The sequence below is a fragment of the Paenibacillus sp. JGP012 genome, from assembly GCF_014203995.1.
GTDB classification, from domain to species: domain Bacteria; phylum Bacillota; class Bacilli; order Paenibacillales; family Paenibacillaceae; genus Paenibacillus; species Paenibacillus silvae.
In genome coordinates this window covers 1-13,877 of sequence record NZ_JACHKG010000048.1, presented here as the reverse complement: position 1 = coordinate 13,877, position 13,877 = coordinate 1, and the positions used below count along the sequence as shown (strand labels likewise).

The 13,877-nt window shown below is 44.2% G+C and carries 19 protein-coding genes; 16 read left to right on the top strand and 3 right to left on the bottom strand.

Going from position 1 to position 13,877, the window contains the following annotated elements; translation table 11 throughout:
* Positions 1–46: 46 nt before the first annotated feature.
* Together HNR77_RS28605 and HNR77_RS28600 are read right to left on the bottom strand one after the other, a co-directional pair.
* Positions 47–628, bottom strand: a complete 582-nt coding sequence (locus tag HNR77_RS28605; protein ID WP_184191305.1) for a TetR/AcrR family transcriptional regulator — start codon at positions 626–628, stop codon at positions 47–49.
* A gap of 95 nt (positions 629–723) precedes the next feature.
* A complete protein-coding gene (locus HNR77_RS28600; RefSeq protein ID WP_184191303.1) occupies positions 724–1,734 on the bottom strand; it encodes a fumarylacetoacetate hydrolase family protein in 1,011 nt (336 codons plus the stop codon).
* A gap of 166 nt (positions 1,735–1,900) precedes the next feature.
* On the opposite strand from HNR77_RS28600, the gene HNR77_RS28595 reads away from it, so the two are divergent.
* From HNR77_RS28595 to HNR77_RS28575, 6 genes are all read left to right on the top strand, one after another.
* Positions 1,901–2,923, top strand: a complete 1,023-nt coding sequence (locus tag HNR77_RS28595) for an MBL fold metallo-hydrolase (protein ID WP_111272602.1) — start codon at positions 1,901–1,903, stop codon at positions 2,921–2,923.
* A gap of 455 nt (positions 2,924–3,378) precedes the next feature.
* Positions 3,379–3,711, top strand: a complete 333-nt coding sequence (locus HNR77_RS28590; protein ID WP_184191301.1) for a DUF3024 domain-containing protein — start codon at positions 3,379–3,381, stop codon at positions 3,709–3,711.
* Between the two features lie 39 nt (positions 3,712–3,750).
* Positions 3,751–3,885: a hypothetical protein gene (locus HNR77_RS30500; RefSeq protein WP_260410980.1), complete on the top strand. Its 135-nt coding sequence runs from the start codon at positions 3,751–3,753 to the stop codon at positions 3,883–3,885.
* Positions 3,878–4,213, top strand: coding sequence for a UPF0158 family protein (locus HNR77_RS28585; RefSeq protein ID WP_184191299.1), 336 nt, complete (start codon positions 3,878–3,880; stop codon positions 4,211–4,213). Before HNR77_RS30500 ends, HNR77_RS28585 begins: the two co-directional genes overlap by 8 nt.
* The gene (locus tag HNR77_RS28580; protein ID WP_184191297.1) at positions 4,210–4,719 is read left to right on the top strand and encodes a DUF6933 domain-containing protein; all 510 of its coding nucleotides are present in this window, start codon (positions 4,210–4,212) and stop codon (positions 4,717–4,719) included. Before HNR77_RS28585 ends, HNR77_RS28580 begins: the two co-directional genes overlap by 4 nt.
* An 83-nt stretch (positions 4,720–4,802) precedes the next feature.
* Positions 4,803–5,282: a hypothetical protein gene (locus HNR77_RS28575; RefSeq protein WP_184191295.1), complete on the top strand. Its 480-nt coding sequence runs from the start codon at positions 4,803–4,805 to the stop codon at positions 5,280–5,282.
* An 88-nt stretch (positions 5,283–5,370) separates the two neighbouring features.
* Here HNR77_RS28575 and HNR77_RS28570 read toward each other — a convergent pair whose 3' ends face one another.
* On the bottom strand, positions 5,371–5,877 hold the full coding sequence (locus HNR77_RS28570; protein ID WP_184191293.1) for a hypothetical protein: 507 nt from the start codon (positions 5,875–5,877) through the stop codon (positions 5,371–5,373).
* A gap of 236 nt (positions 5,878–6,113) precedes the next feature.
* On the opposite strand from HNR77_RS28570, the gene HNR77_RS28565 reads away from it, so the two are divergent.
* The 10 genes from HNR77_RS28565 (at position 6,114) to HNR77_RS28520 (ending at position 13,749) form a co-directional block, all read left to right on the top strand.
* Positions 6,114–6,689 carry a histidine phosphatase family protein gene (locus tag HNR77_RS28565; RefSeq protein WP_184191291.1) on the top strand — a complete coding sequence of 192 codons (576 nt, stop codon included), beginning with the start codon at positions 6,114–6,116 and terminating at the stop codon, positions 6,687–6,689.
* A gap of 72 nt (positions 6,690–6,761) precedes the next feature.
* Complete coding sequence (locus HNR77_RS28560; RefSeq protein WP_184191289.1) at positions 6,762–7,502, top strand: cyclase family protein; 741 nt, start codon at positions 6,762–6,764, stop codon at positions 7,500–7,502.
* A gap of 24 nt (positions 7,503–7,526) precedes the next feature.
* Positions 7,527–8,027 (top strand): GNAT family N-acetyltransferase, encoded by a 501-nt coding sequence (locus HNR77_RS28555; protein ID WP_184191287.1) that lies wholly within the window; start codon positions 7,527–7,529, stop codon positions 8,025–8,027.
* Between the two features lie 72 nt (positions 8,028–8,099).
* Complete coding sequence (locus tag HNR77_RS28550; protein ID WP_184191285.1) at positions 8,100–8,684, top strand: chloramphenicol phosphotransferase CPT family protein; 585 nt, start codon at positions 8,100–8,102, stop codon at positions 8,682–8,684.
* 14 nt (positions 8,685–8,698) lie between these two features.
* Positions 8,699–9,181, top strand: coding sequence for a GyrI-like domain-containing protein (locus HNR77_RS28545; RefSeq protein WP_184191283.1), 483 nt, complete (start codon positions 8,699–8,701; stop codon positions 9,179–9,181).
* A gap of 502 nt (positions 9,182–9,683) precedes the next feature.
* Entirely contained in the window at positions 9,684–10,511 is an 828-nt protein-coding gene (locus HNR77_RS28540; protein ID WP_184191281.1) for a transporter substrate-binding domain-containing protein, read from the top strand.
* Positions 10,512–10,538: 27 nt separating this feature from the next.
* On the top strand, positions 10,539–11,234 hold the full coding sequence (locus HNR77_RS28535) for an amino acid ABC transporter permease (RefSeq protein WP_184191279.1): 696 nt from the start codon (positions 10,539–10,541) through the stop codon (positions 11,232–11,234).
* On the top strand, positions 11,231–11,941 hold the full coding sequence (locus tag HNR77_RS28530) for an amino acid ABC transporter permease (RefSeq protein WP_184191277.1): 711 nt from the start codon (positions 11,231–11,233) through the stop codon (positions 11,939–11,941). The genes HNR77_RS28535 and HNR77_RS28530 overlap by 4 nt, the downstream gene beginning before the upstream one ends.
* Positions 11,938–12,690, top strand: coding sequence for an amino acid ABC transporter ATP-binding protein (locus tag HNR77_RS28525; protein WP_184191275.1), 753 nt, complete (start codon positions 11,938–11,940; stop codon positions 12,688–12,690). Before HNR77_RS28530 ends, HNR77_RS28525 begins: the two co-directional genes overlap by 4 nt.
* A gap of 48 nt (positions 12,691–12,738) precedes the next feature.
* Complete coding sequence (locus tag HNR77_RS28520) at positions 12,739–13,749, top strand: LLM class flavin-dependent oxidoreductase (protein ID WP_184191273.1); 1,011 nt, start codon at positions 12,739–12,741, stop codon at positions 13,747–13,749.
* The last annotated feature ends 128 nt before the right edge of the window (positions 13,750–13,877 follow it).

Sequence of the window (13,877 nt, the reverse complement as noted above, 5' to 3'; positions counted from 1 at the left end):
AAGCTGCGCAAGCAGTCCTCGGCATATTCAAATAAATCAACAAAGCTTATGACTGAAACAAAATTCCTTTTACAAACAATGAGACACTGTGCTTGTAGAACTCTTCCTCGGTGACGAGTTGGGACTGGTATTGCCGGTGAATCAGTTCGCTCATCTGAAATCCGTAGCACATCGAGAGGAAAGACATGGCGGTAAGACGCGCATCCTGTTTGGCTATAATTTTTTTCTTCTGCAGGCGTTCAAAATACTCAGCCAGCAAGGAGTGCAGCTTTACCGGAGGATCGGCCAGCACTCTGTCCAATTCGGGAAGCATTCCTGTGTCGCGGATACCAATCAAAATAATGTCCGCATGTTTATGGAAAAACAAACGGTACTGCTGGCTTACATTCAGCAGATCGACTTCTGGATGATCGGTCGCGTCCTCTTTTAACAGCTTCTCAAATTGCGGGATATCCGAATGTCTTTTAATAATGGCCTCCAGTATGCCTTGCTTGCTTCCGAATTGCCGGAAAATGGTAGATTCATTAACTTTAGCTTCTGTTGCAATGGCTTTGGTGCTTACTCCCCGATAGCCCTTCTTTTTGATGAGCCGTGTTGCGGCTTCAATGATTCTGTCTGAAGTCTGCATTGTATTTCTCCTTTTGAACATGTTAAACCTATTCTACTACAAGTTTTGCATATGAAGCAGGGTCGGGGTTCATTTTCATAATCATAAACATTTATTTAGGGCAAATCGCTTCTTTTTCCCCAGCGGCTTGGTCCCGTAATCTTGACATGATCGGGCACCAATTGCGTGAGCGTGCCTAATTTATCGAATGTAATCTGGATTCGGTCAGAGGGAAGCAGCCATTGTTCAGTCTCGATTGCGCAGCAATCCGGTATCGTCCCCATTCCTATAATCGTGCCCGGAAGCGGCGTGAAAACGTTGAGTACCTCCTCCATCACTTTTGCAGGGTGTGCAGAATATTCGGATGTGCTTCCCTTCCAATGTAGTCTCTCCCCAATGCGTACATCCACATCCAGTACCAGTGGGTTGTCGATTTCATCCGGTGTAACCAGAAATGGTCCTATTCCTTTGCTACGATCAAAATCTTTGCAGCGCGTCGGTCCGGTCAGCGCTTGGAAATCCGGCCACTGCATATCGCGGACAGTACTGTCGTTAAAAATAACATAACCTGCAATACAGTTCCCCTTCCCTGTAACAAAGGCCAGTTCTGGCTCGATATCCAGGTAGGATGAGTACGAAGGCCAATGGATCGTATCCCCATCGCCAATTAATGCATTATGATTACACTTGTAATAACTGAAAGTTGCTTTATCCGAATCTTGCTGGAATTTTTCAGCAATTTTTTGTTTAAGCTCTTCAATTTCCGGCCCTGTATACTCTCTTTGCAGCAGATTTACACCAGCATTTCTCAGATGTCTTGGCGTCAGCCCGAAATCGATAAGTGCGGCCGGATTCGGAACAGGCGACAGCAGTTTTACCGCAGTAATCGGGCAGATTTCATTTTCATTGAATTGATATGACTGTTCGACAGCATATCGCATCAATTCCTTAGCGGCATCATAACTTGCTGGCAAACAGTGGAGATAGCTGTTCATACTTTCAAGACTGTCAATGAATGTTCCCTGCTTTTTCATGATTACGGCAAAAGACACGATAAATTTCTCGTTAATTACAAGCCCAAACAAAGGTTCCTGGGATATATTGGTTTGAAAGGTTACAAGCTTCATGTTGCTGTGCCTCCATCCATGTAGTGTGAGGTTGTTCTGTTATTATCATATAGCATGGAATGAATGCATGCAAGTGCATGCTTGCATTTTGGTTTCTATTCTCTATAATAAAGACATGTTCAGTATGACTTATCCATAAAAAACAGATACGCAAAGGAGAATTTTTATGAAGTATGGACGTATTATTCAAAAACCTCGTGTTAAATTTTTTGAAGTCGCAGATGGCGTCTTTGCCGGTATTTCGCCGTATCGCGGGATCAGTTGGGCCAATGCCGGGTTCATCAACAAGGGAGAAGGGCTGGTGTATGATACATTCTTCGATTTGTTCCATGCGCGGGAATTGCGGGAGGCTTTTAAGGAAGCAAGTAATGGCGGCTCTCCCACATATGTGGTGAACTCACACTATAACAGCGACCATGCTTGGGGGAACAAAGTGTTTGAAGATGCTTGCATTATTATGCATAAGGAAGCGGCCAGAGAGCGTCGCACCGAAAATATCGCTTGGATGGACAGCGTCATCAGAAGAGGGAAGGATTCTCCGGATTCGACTCCGGGAGAGCGTTTTTTTGCTGCGGAATTTGAAGGATTCGACCTGGAAGGCGTGGAATGGGTGCTCCCGAATATTGAGATAAAGGATGATATCAATATCCGTCTTGGAGATACGGAAGTAATGATTTACAACGTAGCTCCGGCCCACTCTGACAGTGACTTGCTGCTGTGGATGCCCAAAGAAAAAGTACTGTTTGCCGGCGATGTCGTATTTAACGGTTGTACGGCCTACAGCGAAGAGGGAACCCTCAATTGGGTTAAAGTGCTTGATCGCATTATTGATGAAATTAAACCCGAAATCGTTGTTCCAGGACATGGTGCCATCTGTGGCCTGGACTTCGTGAAGGAGCAGAGAGACTACCTCCTGAACCTGATCAGCGAGTTCAACAAACATTACAATGACGAAATTGATTCCTTGTCCCTGACCAAGCAAATTGATATTTCCCACTTCCTTCATTGGATTCAGCCAGAACGCTTGTATGTTACAGTGGACATCCTATTAAAAAGTAAACGAGGGTTACCACCCCTTCCAATTTGGAACGAGGTGCCTGCTAAGCTGGAAGAAATGAAAGTTTTTTTGAACAGAAAATATGGTAATCAAATCAAGCCATGGAACCCTATGAGTGTTTGGAAAGAATAGCCATTAGAAGCTAGCCTACGAAAAACAAAAGAACGGCCCTGCCGCAAACCAATACGCTCCCATTATCGTAGACAGTAGAAAAACAAAACTTTTACTTTTACTCATGGTGGGGGTTTTTTCTCATGTCAAAACGAATTTATGTTTCTTTAGAACAAAATTACCACCATACAGCGATATCTTGATCCAATCGACAGGAAATGAGCCTGCTCTATTGACGAGGAAAGCGACGAAAAAGCATTGCAATATGAACATATCGGTCAGCAGATGTCGTCAAAAAAACTGATGCAAATTGCAGAAATTATGAGTGTGAAGTAATCACGACTCAATTGTGCAGTATAAGAGCTTATTGAGGAACAATTTTACGTGAAGTCTGATGGGTATAACATGTATAATTAAGCTAAGGATTAAGAGCATACATGTGCTGAATATATTCAATAGAGCGGGAGAAGTGTTGCATGGATGATTTCACGAAAAAGCGGATTCAGAAAATAATGAACAATTATACCGAAAATGCTTTACCTGAGCATATCAAAAGTCAGATTAAAGTGGGTTATAAAATTCGGGGCAATAATGTAACACTGTTTCAGGAAAGACAAGCCTTTCGGAGTGATCAATGGGTGCAGCTGCCGATTGCACAGTTTAGATTAGCTGAAAATGTCTGGAAAGTATACTGGCAGGATAGTAAGAATAAATGGCATTTTGTTGATGATATTGAACCAAGTGAAAATTTTGAAGCGCAGCTTGAGATTGTGAACAACGGCCATAATGGAGTGTTTATGCTTTATTGAAGAGCAGAACAATCAATCTGATTCTGGAGGATGAGATTAATGAAGGCGAAATTGAAGGATATCATTGATCACATGGATATGCGGTCCGAAACAAGAGGATCGTACGTTAACTTGAAAACAGGTGAGATTATTTCTCTGTCAGACGAAGACCTTGCGATTAGAAGATATGGATAAACACGAAATGAATGAATTACCGGATTGGCAGCTGGAGGAAATGGAGGAAGAACTGGAGTTTCTCAAACATGAGGAGGATTATGAGGCACTTCCAAGGGAGTTAGATATTAATTCTTATAGAATTATGGAAAAATTCATTTTTTCATTAAACGACGATGAACAGGTCTCCATTCTGCAAGAAGCGATTCAGGGCAAGGGCGCGTTCGGTAGATTCAGAAATAAAGCAGCGAATCTGGGCCTTCTTGAAAAATGGTATCAATTCCGCAGAGAGTGCCATCAAGAGATTGCTATAGATTGGTGTGAACAGAAAGGAATTACTTACGAATGATTATTTTCAAACCTACCCAGCTCACGTTAAAAGATCTTCACGTCAAACCGGAGGCTGTCGCAGAGAGCGATCCATTCTTCAGCTGGCATGTTAATTTCTTTACTCTATATGGTAAAAAACACTATGTATTTGTGAATGACTTATCGATCCTGAGCTTAACGGTCAGTGGGATTAGAACAAATTCTGCGAATAAACTGTTATCCATTTTCAAAGAAAATCTGGAAGCATATATGGTCGTTGAGGATATCCCTCAAGAGTGGGCACAGTATTATCTGGATCAATGTACTGAGCGTGTGATCAGCAAAACAGATAGCCGAAGTATTGTAAGTACAATGACGGACTTGATGTTTATCATGAAAGCTATTGAACCAGAGGACAACGGGTTTCGAGATAAAGATGTGCGGCATAAAGCGAATAATCGCTCCATTTACAAGCCTATTGACTACCAAGAACCGATTCGTGTATTTGTGAAGGAGCTACAGCAACGATTTGAAGCAGTAAAATAGAAAAAAATGGAAAGGTCATCTTATTTCGATCTGGAATGTGGATGCCTTTTTACGATGAATTTGCTCTGAGATGAGGTGAAATAATGGACATTGTAACCAAGCAGCTGAAGCTGGAAGAGCTTAGTGATATGAAATACGAAGTGCATATGGGGGATTCCCAAGCCGTTCATTACTGCAGCATCATGATCTTAAAGTTCTCGGGGGAGTACGGTTTTGGTTCAGCGGGGAATTCAGATGCTATCTATATGTGTGCGATTGGAGAAGCGGTGGTGGAGGCCTGGGAACCCGCGGGTTTGATTCTTGATTTGAGTGAACTTGCGTATGAGTGGGGAGATCGGATGGAAAATGTCTTTGATATTGGTCACGCGAAGTACGGGGACATTCCTTTTCCAACAGCACTTATTGTCGGAGAACGCTCGGAAGAAGCGATAAGGACATTGATTTTAGGTGTATACAGTGATCAGACCATTGATGACATTGACTGGGTGCACCGAGATTTGAGTAGCGCGTGGTCGTACATTGAACAGAAACTGGCTGTGTATGATCGGGATAAACGGTTGTAGAGCATAGTTTGAAATATAGAGATGAGAAAAAAGCCCCTATTTCGGGGCTGACCTAATCAAACGTATCTTTATGACAATGGAGCTTAGATTAAGAATCTTCGCCTAAATTGTACTTCTTCATAACAGAGTCGCGAAAGGCTGCGTATTCTGATGATTGTTGTGCTGTGGCGGCTTCAGGCACGCTGCTCTGAGTGATGCCTTCCAGGCTGAATTTCCCCAAGTTGCCATTGATTAACCCGTAGTCGCCATAAGTATTTCGCATCAAAAAAAGTACACTTGAATCCCCCTCCTGCATTTCAATATAGCCATCGGCTGTATACTTGACGTCCCCATCCAGGCTTACGGGTTCAATGATGGTCAGGTCCTGCTGACCTGCCGGAAAATCCTCCGGTTTCTTCAATATCGTCTCAATTCGAATAGGTGTATTCGTATGAAAGGATTGCATCGTCCCATCGTCGAATGCTGTAATGACATGCTCCCGAGCCCTGAAATCTTCTGTGGCATATCCAATAACGATCAATTCCGCAAAGGCATCGAGTTTATCTACTTCATGAAAGGTTAAAGCGTTGGCTGAAAGATGTACGACTTTATTCATTGGAGCGTCTGGCTTGGCTCGGCCATATATATATGTGATAACGCTTGTACCTATGGAGATAACGAGTACAACGAGTACTGAGCATAGTAAACCTTTCTTTTTGAAAAGAGACATGGTTTAATCCTTTCACTTAGAGTGACTTCTTTGTAAGAAAAATGGTTTATTTTTACTATACATATATTTGAAAATGATTGTAAATTAATTATTGTATGATCCAAGCACTTGAGGAGGGTCTTATGGAAACCATCGTTTACATGGTTAGGCATGCAGAGTCACCCTATGATGAAGGAACTGAAAGAACAAGGGGACTTACCTCGGCAGGACAGATGAATGCAGCCAAAGTAACAGAAATTTTGAAAAATGAAGGCATACATACAATTATCTCAAGTCCTTATGCGCGAGCGATTCTAACCTTGGAGGGGCTGGCGAAGGCGTTAGCAATGGATATCCAGATTGTAGAGGATTTGCGGGAAAGACATTTTTCAGATGAGCTTATTGCTGATAAGGATTTCGGTCCTGCGGAGAAGAAGATGTTTGATGACCCTGATTACGCTTTACCGGGAGGCGAGTCGAATCGGGTGTGCCAGAGAAGGGCTGTGAGTGTATTGAAGCAGATTTTAGTTGACTATAGGGGGAAAAAAATAGCGATCGGCACACACGGACATGTGATGACGTTAATGATGAATTCTTTTGACTCAAGTTATGGGTTAGACTTTATGCATCAGACCCGGAAGCCGGATATCTACCAACTGCATTTTGAGGAGATGAAGTTAGAGAAAGTGACAAGACTTTGGGAAAATAATACGACATAAAAAAGAGAACACTTGTTCTTTCATGTGTTTGCTGGTAAAATATAGATAACATTGAATATGGAGGCGTATCTTTTGCAATCTTCGGAGCTTGTCCGTCAATTTATGAATTGTTTTAATCAACTGAATGTATACGATATTTCCCCCGTGTTTGAAACGAATATGCCAGGATTCCATCATCATCCGTCCCTCGGTATTGTGGAGAATCATCGTAACTTTTGCCATCACGGGTATTATGCACAGACGTTAATCATATCGGAGCACACGGGCTCACACGTGGATGCCCCGGTTCATTGTCACGGAGAGCAGGCAACGATTGATCAGCTTCCGGTAGATTGTCTAATTGGTCCTTACAAGAAGTATGACCTGGGAAACTATACTCTGGAAGCAGGCAAACCTGTTGGAATGGATCTAATCCGAGAAGTAGAGAAGCGAGATAACGTTTCTGTTCAGGCCGGGGATATTGTGCTGATTGACTTTGGCTGGGATCAATACTATAAACCGGATGCGAGTGGCAAGGAAAGAGACTGGTGGGGGAAAAATGAACCAGGTCTAACCAGCGAGGTGTGCCAGTACTTTTACGAATCGGGAATTAAAGCCATTGGAGCAGATACTCCGGGGGTAGATATTTGTATGGTGAATGGGGAAATTCTGAGCGCTCCAGGACATTCCGAATATTTTTTACCAAACAAGATTTTGATTATGGAAGGGTTCAGCAGAATGAATCAGGCCCCGGCAACAGGCATATTCATGGCACTTCCTTTGAAAATCAAAAATGGATCTGGCTCACCGATTCGCCCGATATTGCTGGCTTAAATGAATGATCAAAGGAGAAGAGCGATGATTTCAATTGAACCTGTTAAATACGAACAAAAAACTATTTTGAGAAACCTCCTTGAACTATACAAATATGATTTCAGTGAGTTTGATCCAGAAGATGATATCAATCCAAACGGACTCTACGAATACAAATATGTAGACCATTATTTCACAGAGGCAGAGAGATTTGCTTTTTTCATTAAAGTAGAAGAGAAGCTTGCGGGTTTTGCACTTGTACGTTGCATTGGAGAAAATGAACAGAATGAAAAAATCTATCAGATGGCTGAATTCTTTGTCATGAAGAAGTATAGAAAATTAAAATGCGGTCAAACAGTCGCTTTTAAACTTTTTAATATGTTTGACGGAGTCTGGCAAGTAGCTGAGATGGAAACTAATGTGCCGGCTCAGAAATTTTGGAGAAAGACGATTGAACGGTATACCCATGGAAACTACACGGAAATTAGAGAAGCAGACTGGGATGGGCCTATACAGATGTTTTCTTCAGTTAAAAAGGCAGAATAGTAAATCCAGTTAAACTATTTTATAAAATATGTTCTGGTAGGGAGAACAAACCAAATTATAAGGGGGATTTATATGGAACGAGGACTTATTATATTCTTGAACGGAACGTCAAGCTCGGGAAAATCAAGCATCGCGGAGGAGATGAAAAAGCAGGCAGAAGTCCCATTACATCATCTGTCTGTAGATCAATTTTTCCTGAATTATGAGCAGTTTATCGACAATACATACCCGGATATGCAGCCTACAAGAGAATTAGATGCAAATGCAATGATAGATATTCTTATTAACCCGATAGGCTCATTATACTATGCAACCATTAAACTGTTCTCGGAGATGGGCTTGAATGTCATCGTGGATACGGTCATCTCCAATGACAAGTTTTTCAATGATTTTTATGATGTGCTTGCAGATTATCCAATTATGTTTGTAGGTGTGCACTGCTCCAAAGAAGAACTTACCCGAAGAGAGCAGAGAAGGGGAAATCGCGAAGCTGGACTTGCCCATTCTCAATTCGATTATGTCTATGCCTATGAAGAGTATGATCTGGAAGTGAACACGGAAGAACTCACCTCAGCTGCATGTGCCGAGAAAATACTGCAATACATGCAGTCCGATCAGAAATACTCGGCATTTAAGAAAATAAATCGAAGAGATTGAGGAGATGAAGGGTGATGGGTAAAGAGCTTTCAAGATCATTTGACATTGAGGTCGTGAACAGGGAGTTTAAGCTCGTAGGTCTGTGTGAGACGGGGAATTTTCCAGATGCATTCCCTGAGCTCGCGGTTAAGGTTCAACGTGCATTCTGGGATCGTAGAAAGGAAATCAAGTATGGCAAAGATTACGAAGTGTTATTCAGCCCTTTTATGTGTAATGGCATTATAGCTACCTATTTTGGCTGTGTTGAGGTGACAGAATTTGCGGATGTTCCAGAAGGAATGTTAGCTTTTGTACTGCCAGAAACCACATATGTCAAAGTGTTGTGTACAAATAAAACCATTGGAGAAGGCCACGATAAGCTTCATGAATGGATCAGGCAGAATGGATATGAGCCTAAATTATACGGTTCGAGTCAGATCGAGATTTATTATATCGATGAAGAAGCAGATGAAGAGCCGGTCGAAATCCTCTTTCCAGTCAGCAAAGTCAACCTTTAATATATTAAACAAGATGATAACAGTTCGGAAGGTATGCATTCCCTGGAGCAGGGAATCCGTACCTTCCTTTTTTGAACAAGTTCGTTGATGCACCAGATATGAAGCTTGCTGCTTTCATGTTAACCAAGCGATTTGGCTACCTATGAGCGGCTCCGCTGGTGACTGCAATGACGTTTCATCATCAATATGTGAGCTTTCAGCTGCAGAATCAACCATCCGTAATGAGGATGGTTTTGATTTCTCCTAGATAAACGATAGATAACGGTAATGGTCAGGCTTAGCGTAGAAGTTGTCTGTGTTATTGCAAGTGGGCATTCTCGGTGCTGCTAAGGTGACGTGTAATCGCACCCATCGAATATTTTATTTATATATAGAATTGTTCTATAAGTAAACCCGTTGACGATGTTCCTGTTGGAATGCTATTTTTAGATCAATTAATTCCTAGTTAACATGTAAGAATTAGTGGTTTAAAATAATGGCACACATAACGGGGGAGAAAAACATGAAAAAATGGTCTGTTCTAACACTTACAACTGCAATCGTATTGGCGCTGACAGGATGCAGCACCGGGGGAGACACGAAGACGGCATCGGGAGCTGATGGAGCAAAAGAACCAACCAAAATTATTGTGGGAACAGGCACACAATTTCCGAATGTCGCTTTTATTGACGAAAATAACAAGCTGACGGGATATGATGTGGAACTCGTCAGAGAAATTGATAAACGACTGGATGATTACGAGTTCGAGTTTAAAACGATGGAGTTCACCAATTTGCTGCTCAGTCTTGAAACAAACAAGATTGATATGGTTGCGCATCAAATGGAGAAAAATCCTGAGCGCGAAGAGAAATATTTATTTAATAAAGAAGCGTATTCCCACTGGAAGAACAAAATCGCTGTTCTCAAAGATGACAATACGATTCATTCCATCGATGATCTGAAAGGCAAAAAAGTGTTAACGACAGCCACCAGTGCACAGGCCATCTTGCTGGAAAACTACAACAAGGAGCACAACAATGCACTTGATATTGTGTATTCAAGCGGTGTGGCCAACGATTCCATCGCACAGCTCAAGGCTGGACGGGTTGCAGCATTTGTAGCGGCGGACTTTACGCTTCCACTCGTTGATCCGAACGGCGATCTGAAACTGGTGGGTCCACCACTCAGTGAATCGGATACCCTGTTTATGTTCCGCAAGGATGATCCTGAAGAACAGAAACTTGCTGACCGCATCGATGAAGCGCTGAAGGAAATCAAGGCAGACGGCACATTGAAGAAACTGAGTGAGCAGTGGCTTGGCTTTGATGCTACGCAATCTGAAACCAAATAACACGTAGACGAAAGGCAGGTCGCAGCGATGGGTGCACCATTTGAATTCAGTTATGTCATGGACTACTTTGTAAAGCTCCTACCCACCATCAGTACTACGCTTCTAATTGTAGTTAGTGCAATGGTGCTTGGTCTAATCATCAGTTCCATCGCGGCACTGCCGCAGATGTATAATATTCCGGTGCTGAAACAGCTGTCTAAGCTGTATGTGTCCTTTTTTCGCGGAACACCGATCTTGATTCAGCTGTTTTTGTTCTATTACGGTGTGCCGGAGATTTTGGGTTTGTTCGGTATTAATGCCAACCGCGCACCTGCAATCTACTTTGTCATTATGACTTACTCGCTCCATAGCGGAGCGTTTATGGTGGAGATGATTCGGGCTTCAGTCGCTTCCGTGGATCGGGGTCAGGTAGAAGCTGCTTATGCCATGGGCATGTCTGGCCCACAAGCGTTCTTCCGGATTGTATTGCCGCAGGCCTATGTGACGGCATTGCCTATATTCGCCAATATGGTGATTGGCAGTCTGAAGGATACATCCCTTGCTTTCAGTGTTGGTGTCATGGAAATGACGGGCAAATCCTCTACACTGGCAACGATCTCTCGTCATTTTATTGAAGCGTATATCTCGCTGGCGCTCATTTACTTTGTTTTGAGTTTTGTGCTGGAGCGGGTGTTCGGTGAGCTTGAGCGGAGAGTGCAGAAGAGGGGGTTTGCTCCGATATGAGCTTTGATCTTTCCTTTGTATGGATCGCCTTGGTGCAGCTTCTCGGTGTCATCCCGATTACTCTGGCCATCACGGTGGTCTCGGTGGTCCTCGGTTTTATCATCGGCACAGCGGTAGCACTTCTCCGCCAGTTTCGGGTTCCTATACTAAGCCAGCTGGCGACTGGCTATGTTACGTTTATTCGCGGTACACCCATGATCACACATCTGCTTCTGATCTATTTCGGTCTGCCGATGATCATTGACAGCGTGTCTTCATCACTCGGACTTGGGTTCAACTCATCGTCCATTCCATTGATCGGCTTTGCTTACCTGTCATTCTCGATTACTGCGGGTGCTTATGCGTCAGAGATCGTCAGATCCGGCTTGCTCGCGGTGGATCGCGGGCAGATTGAAGCCGCTTATTCTCTGGGCATGACAGCGACAAAGGCACTACGCAGAATTGTACTGCCGCAGGCTTTTGCAGCCAGTCTACCCAACATTTCAAACATGCTGATTGGTATGTTGCATGGATCTACACTGGCATTTGCGGTCTCGGTGGTGGAGATTAACGCCAAGGCGCAAGTTGTCGCATCAACCAACTGGAAATTTTTCGAGGCGTACGTGGCGGCAGCTCTCATTTTCTGGGGTCTGACCATCATGATTGAAAGACTGACCGCAGTGGCAGAGAAGCGGTTCAGGTCGTATAACCGGGGAGGCGTGTCATGATTGAACTAAAGCAAATACACAAAAGCTTCGGAGACAATAAGGTGCTGTCAGGAATTAATCTGAATGTGGCGCGCGGAGAGGTCGTTGCGATTCTGGGGCCCAGTGGATCAGGCAAAACAACGCTTCTGCGCTGCATTAACTATTTGGAAAAACCGGATTCCGGGCAGATCACACTCGGTGATTTTACCTTGGATTACGGGAAGCACACCAAAAAAGACATCCATGCCTTACGCCAAAAATCAGCGATGGTATTCCAGCAATATAATCTGTTCCGCCACAAAACAGCCCTGCAAAATGTGATGGAAGGACTTGTAGCTGTTCGTAAAGTGGCTAAAGAGGAAGCGCGGACGCGGAGTGTCGCTTTGCTTGAGAAGGTAGGTCTCGGAAACAAGCTCGATTCATACCCCAGTCAGCTTTCAGGCGGACAGCAACAGCGCGTCGGTATTGCACGGGCGCTGGCGATGAATCCAGAGGTTATTCTGTTTGACGAACCGACCTCCGCGCTGGACCCGGAACTTGTAGGCGAGGTGCTGGCGGTTATTCGCCAGATTGCGGAGGAAGGCATAACGATGATCATCGTGACTCACGAAATGGGTTTTGCACAGGAAGTGGCGAACCACGTTGTATTTATGGATGGCGGGGTCATTGTGGAAGAAGGAGAGCCGAAGCAGCTGTTCCGCTATCCGAAGGAAGAACGTACGAAGCAGTTTCTCAAACGCATTACACCGGATAGTGCGTATTCCATATAAGAAAACGGGATAATGAACATCAAAAGGAATACCTAAGGGGGAAGAAAAATGTCATTTACATTAGGGATTTTGGATCAAAGCATTGTATTTCCGGGCCAGTCGGCTGCGGAGGCGTTGAAAAATACCGTAGAAGTGGCGAAGCTTGCAGAATCACTGGGATATGACCGATTTTGGGTAGCAGAGCACCATGACTCCGAGGGTGTTGCCGGATCGTCCCCAGAAGTGCTCGTTTCGTATCTGCTCGCACAGACTCAAAAAATCCGGATCGGCTCCGGTGGTGTCATGCTCCAGCATTATAGCCCATATAAGGTTGCGGAAAACTTCAATGTGCTTGCGACACTGGCTCCGGGGCGGGTCGAAATAGGGGTCGGGCGTGCTCCAGGCGGCTTGCCGCGTTCCACAAAGGCGTTGCAAAAGGGAATTGCAGAGCCGGAGACGCTGGATGACAAACTGGTAGAACTGAAAAACTTCCTGAACGCTCCGGCAGGTGAAACCCATGCGCAGCCAGGACTGACAGCTCATCCGTTACCGGGACAACCGGCACGTATTTATATGTTGGGAACGAGTGTTTCCAGTGCGGAACTGGCAGCAAAGCAGGGACTTCCGTATGCGTTCGCGCTGTTTATCAACAGTGATCCCGAAACGGCACACGCTGCGCTGGATACGTATCGCACGCAGTTTAACGCTGAACAAGGCGGAGAGCCCGAAGCTATTCTGGCCTTGTCGGTCATTGCAGCAGATACGGAGGAAGAGGCTAATGCGCTGGCGGGACAGCACAAAACGGTGCGTGCAACGCTGGCGAGTGGCAAAACCGTGAATGTGCAGACGTTGGAGCAGGCAGCGGAATTCGCAAGGCAAGCGGGAGAAACGTATACGGCGGTTGAGCGCGAAGCGGACATTACACGCGGCACCAAGGAAACTGTGCGGAAGCGGCTGCTTGAGCTGTCGGAGGAATATGGCGTAAACAGCTTTGTGTTTACAACGATTATTCCCGATTTTGAACAACGAACCCGTTCGTTCCAATTGCTTAAAGAAGCATTTACAGGGGAATTAGTGTAAGCACAGGAATTCCTGAAATCATTATTTTAGTTAAACTTATATACTGTACTTGCCAAAATTCGGAGTAATAATTTGTAAAAAAAATAGAGACCGTCATATGTTTCCTTGTACAATGGAAGTACCACCCA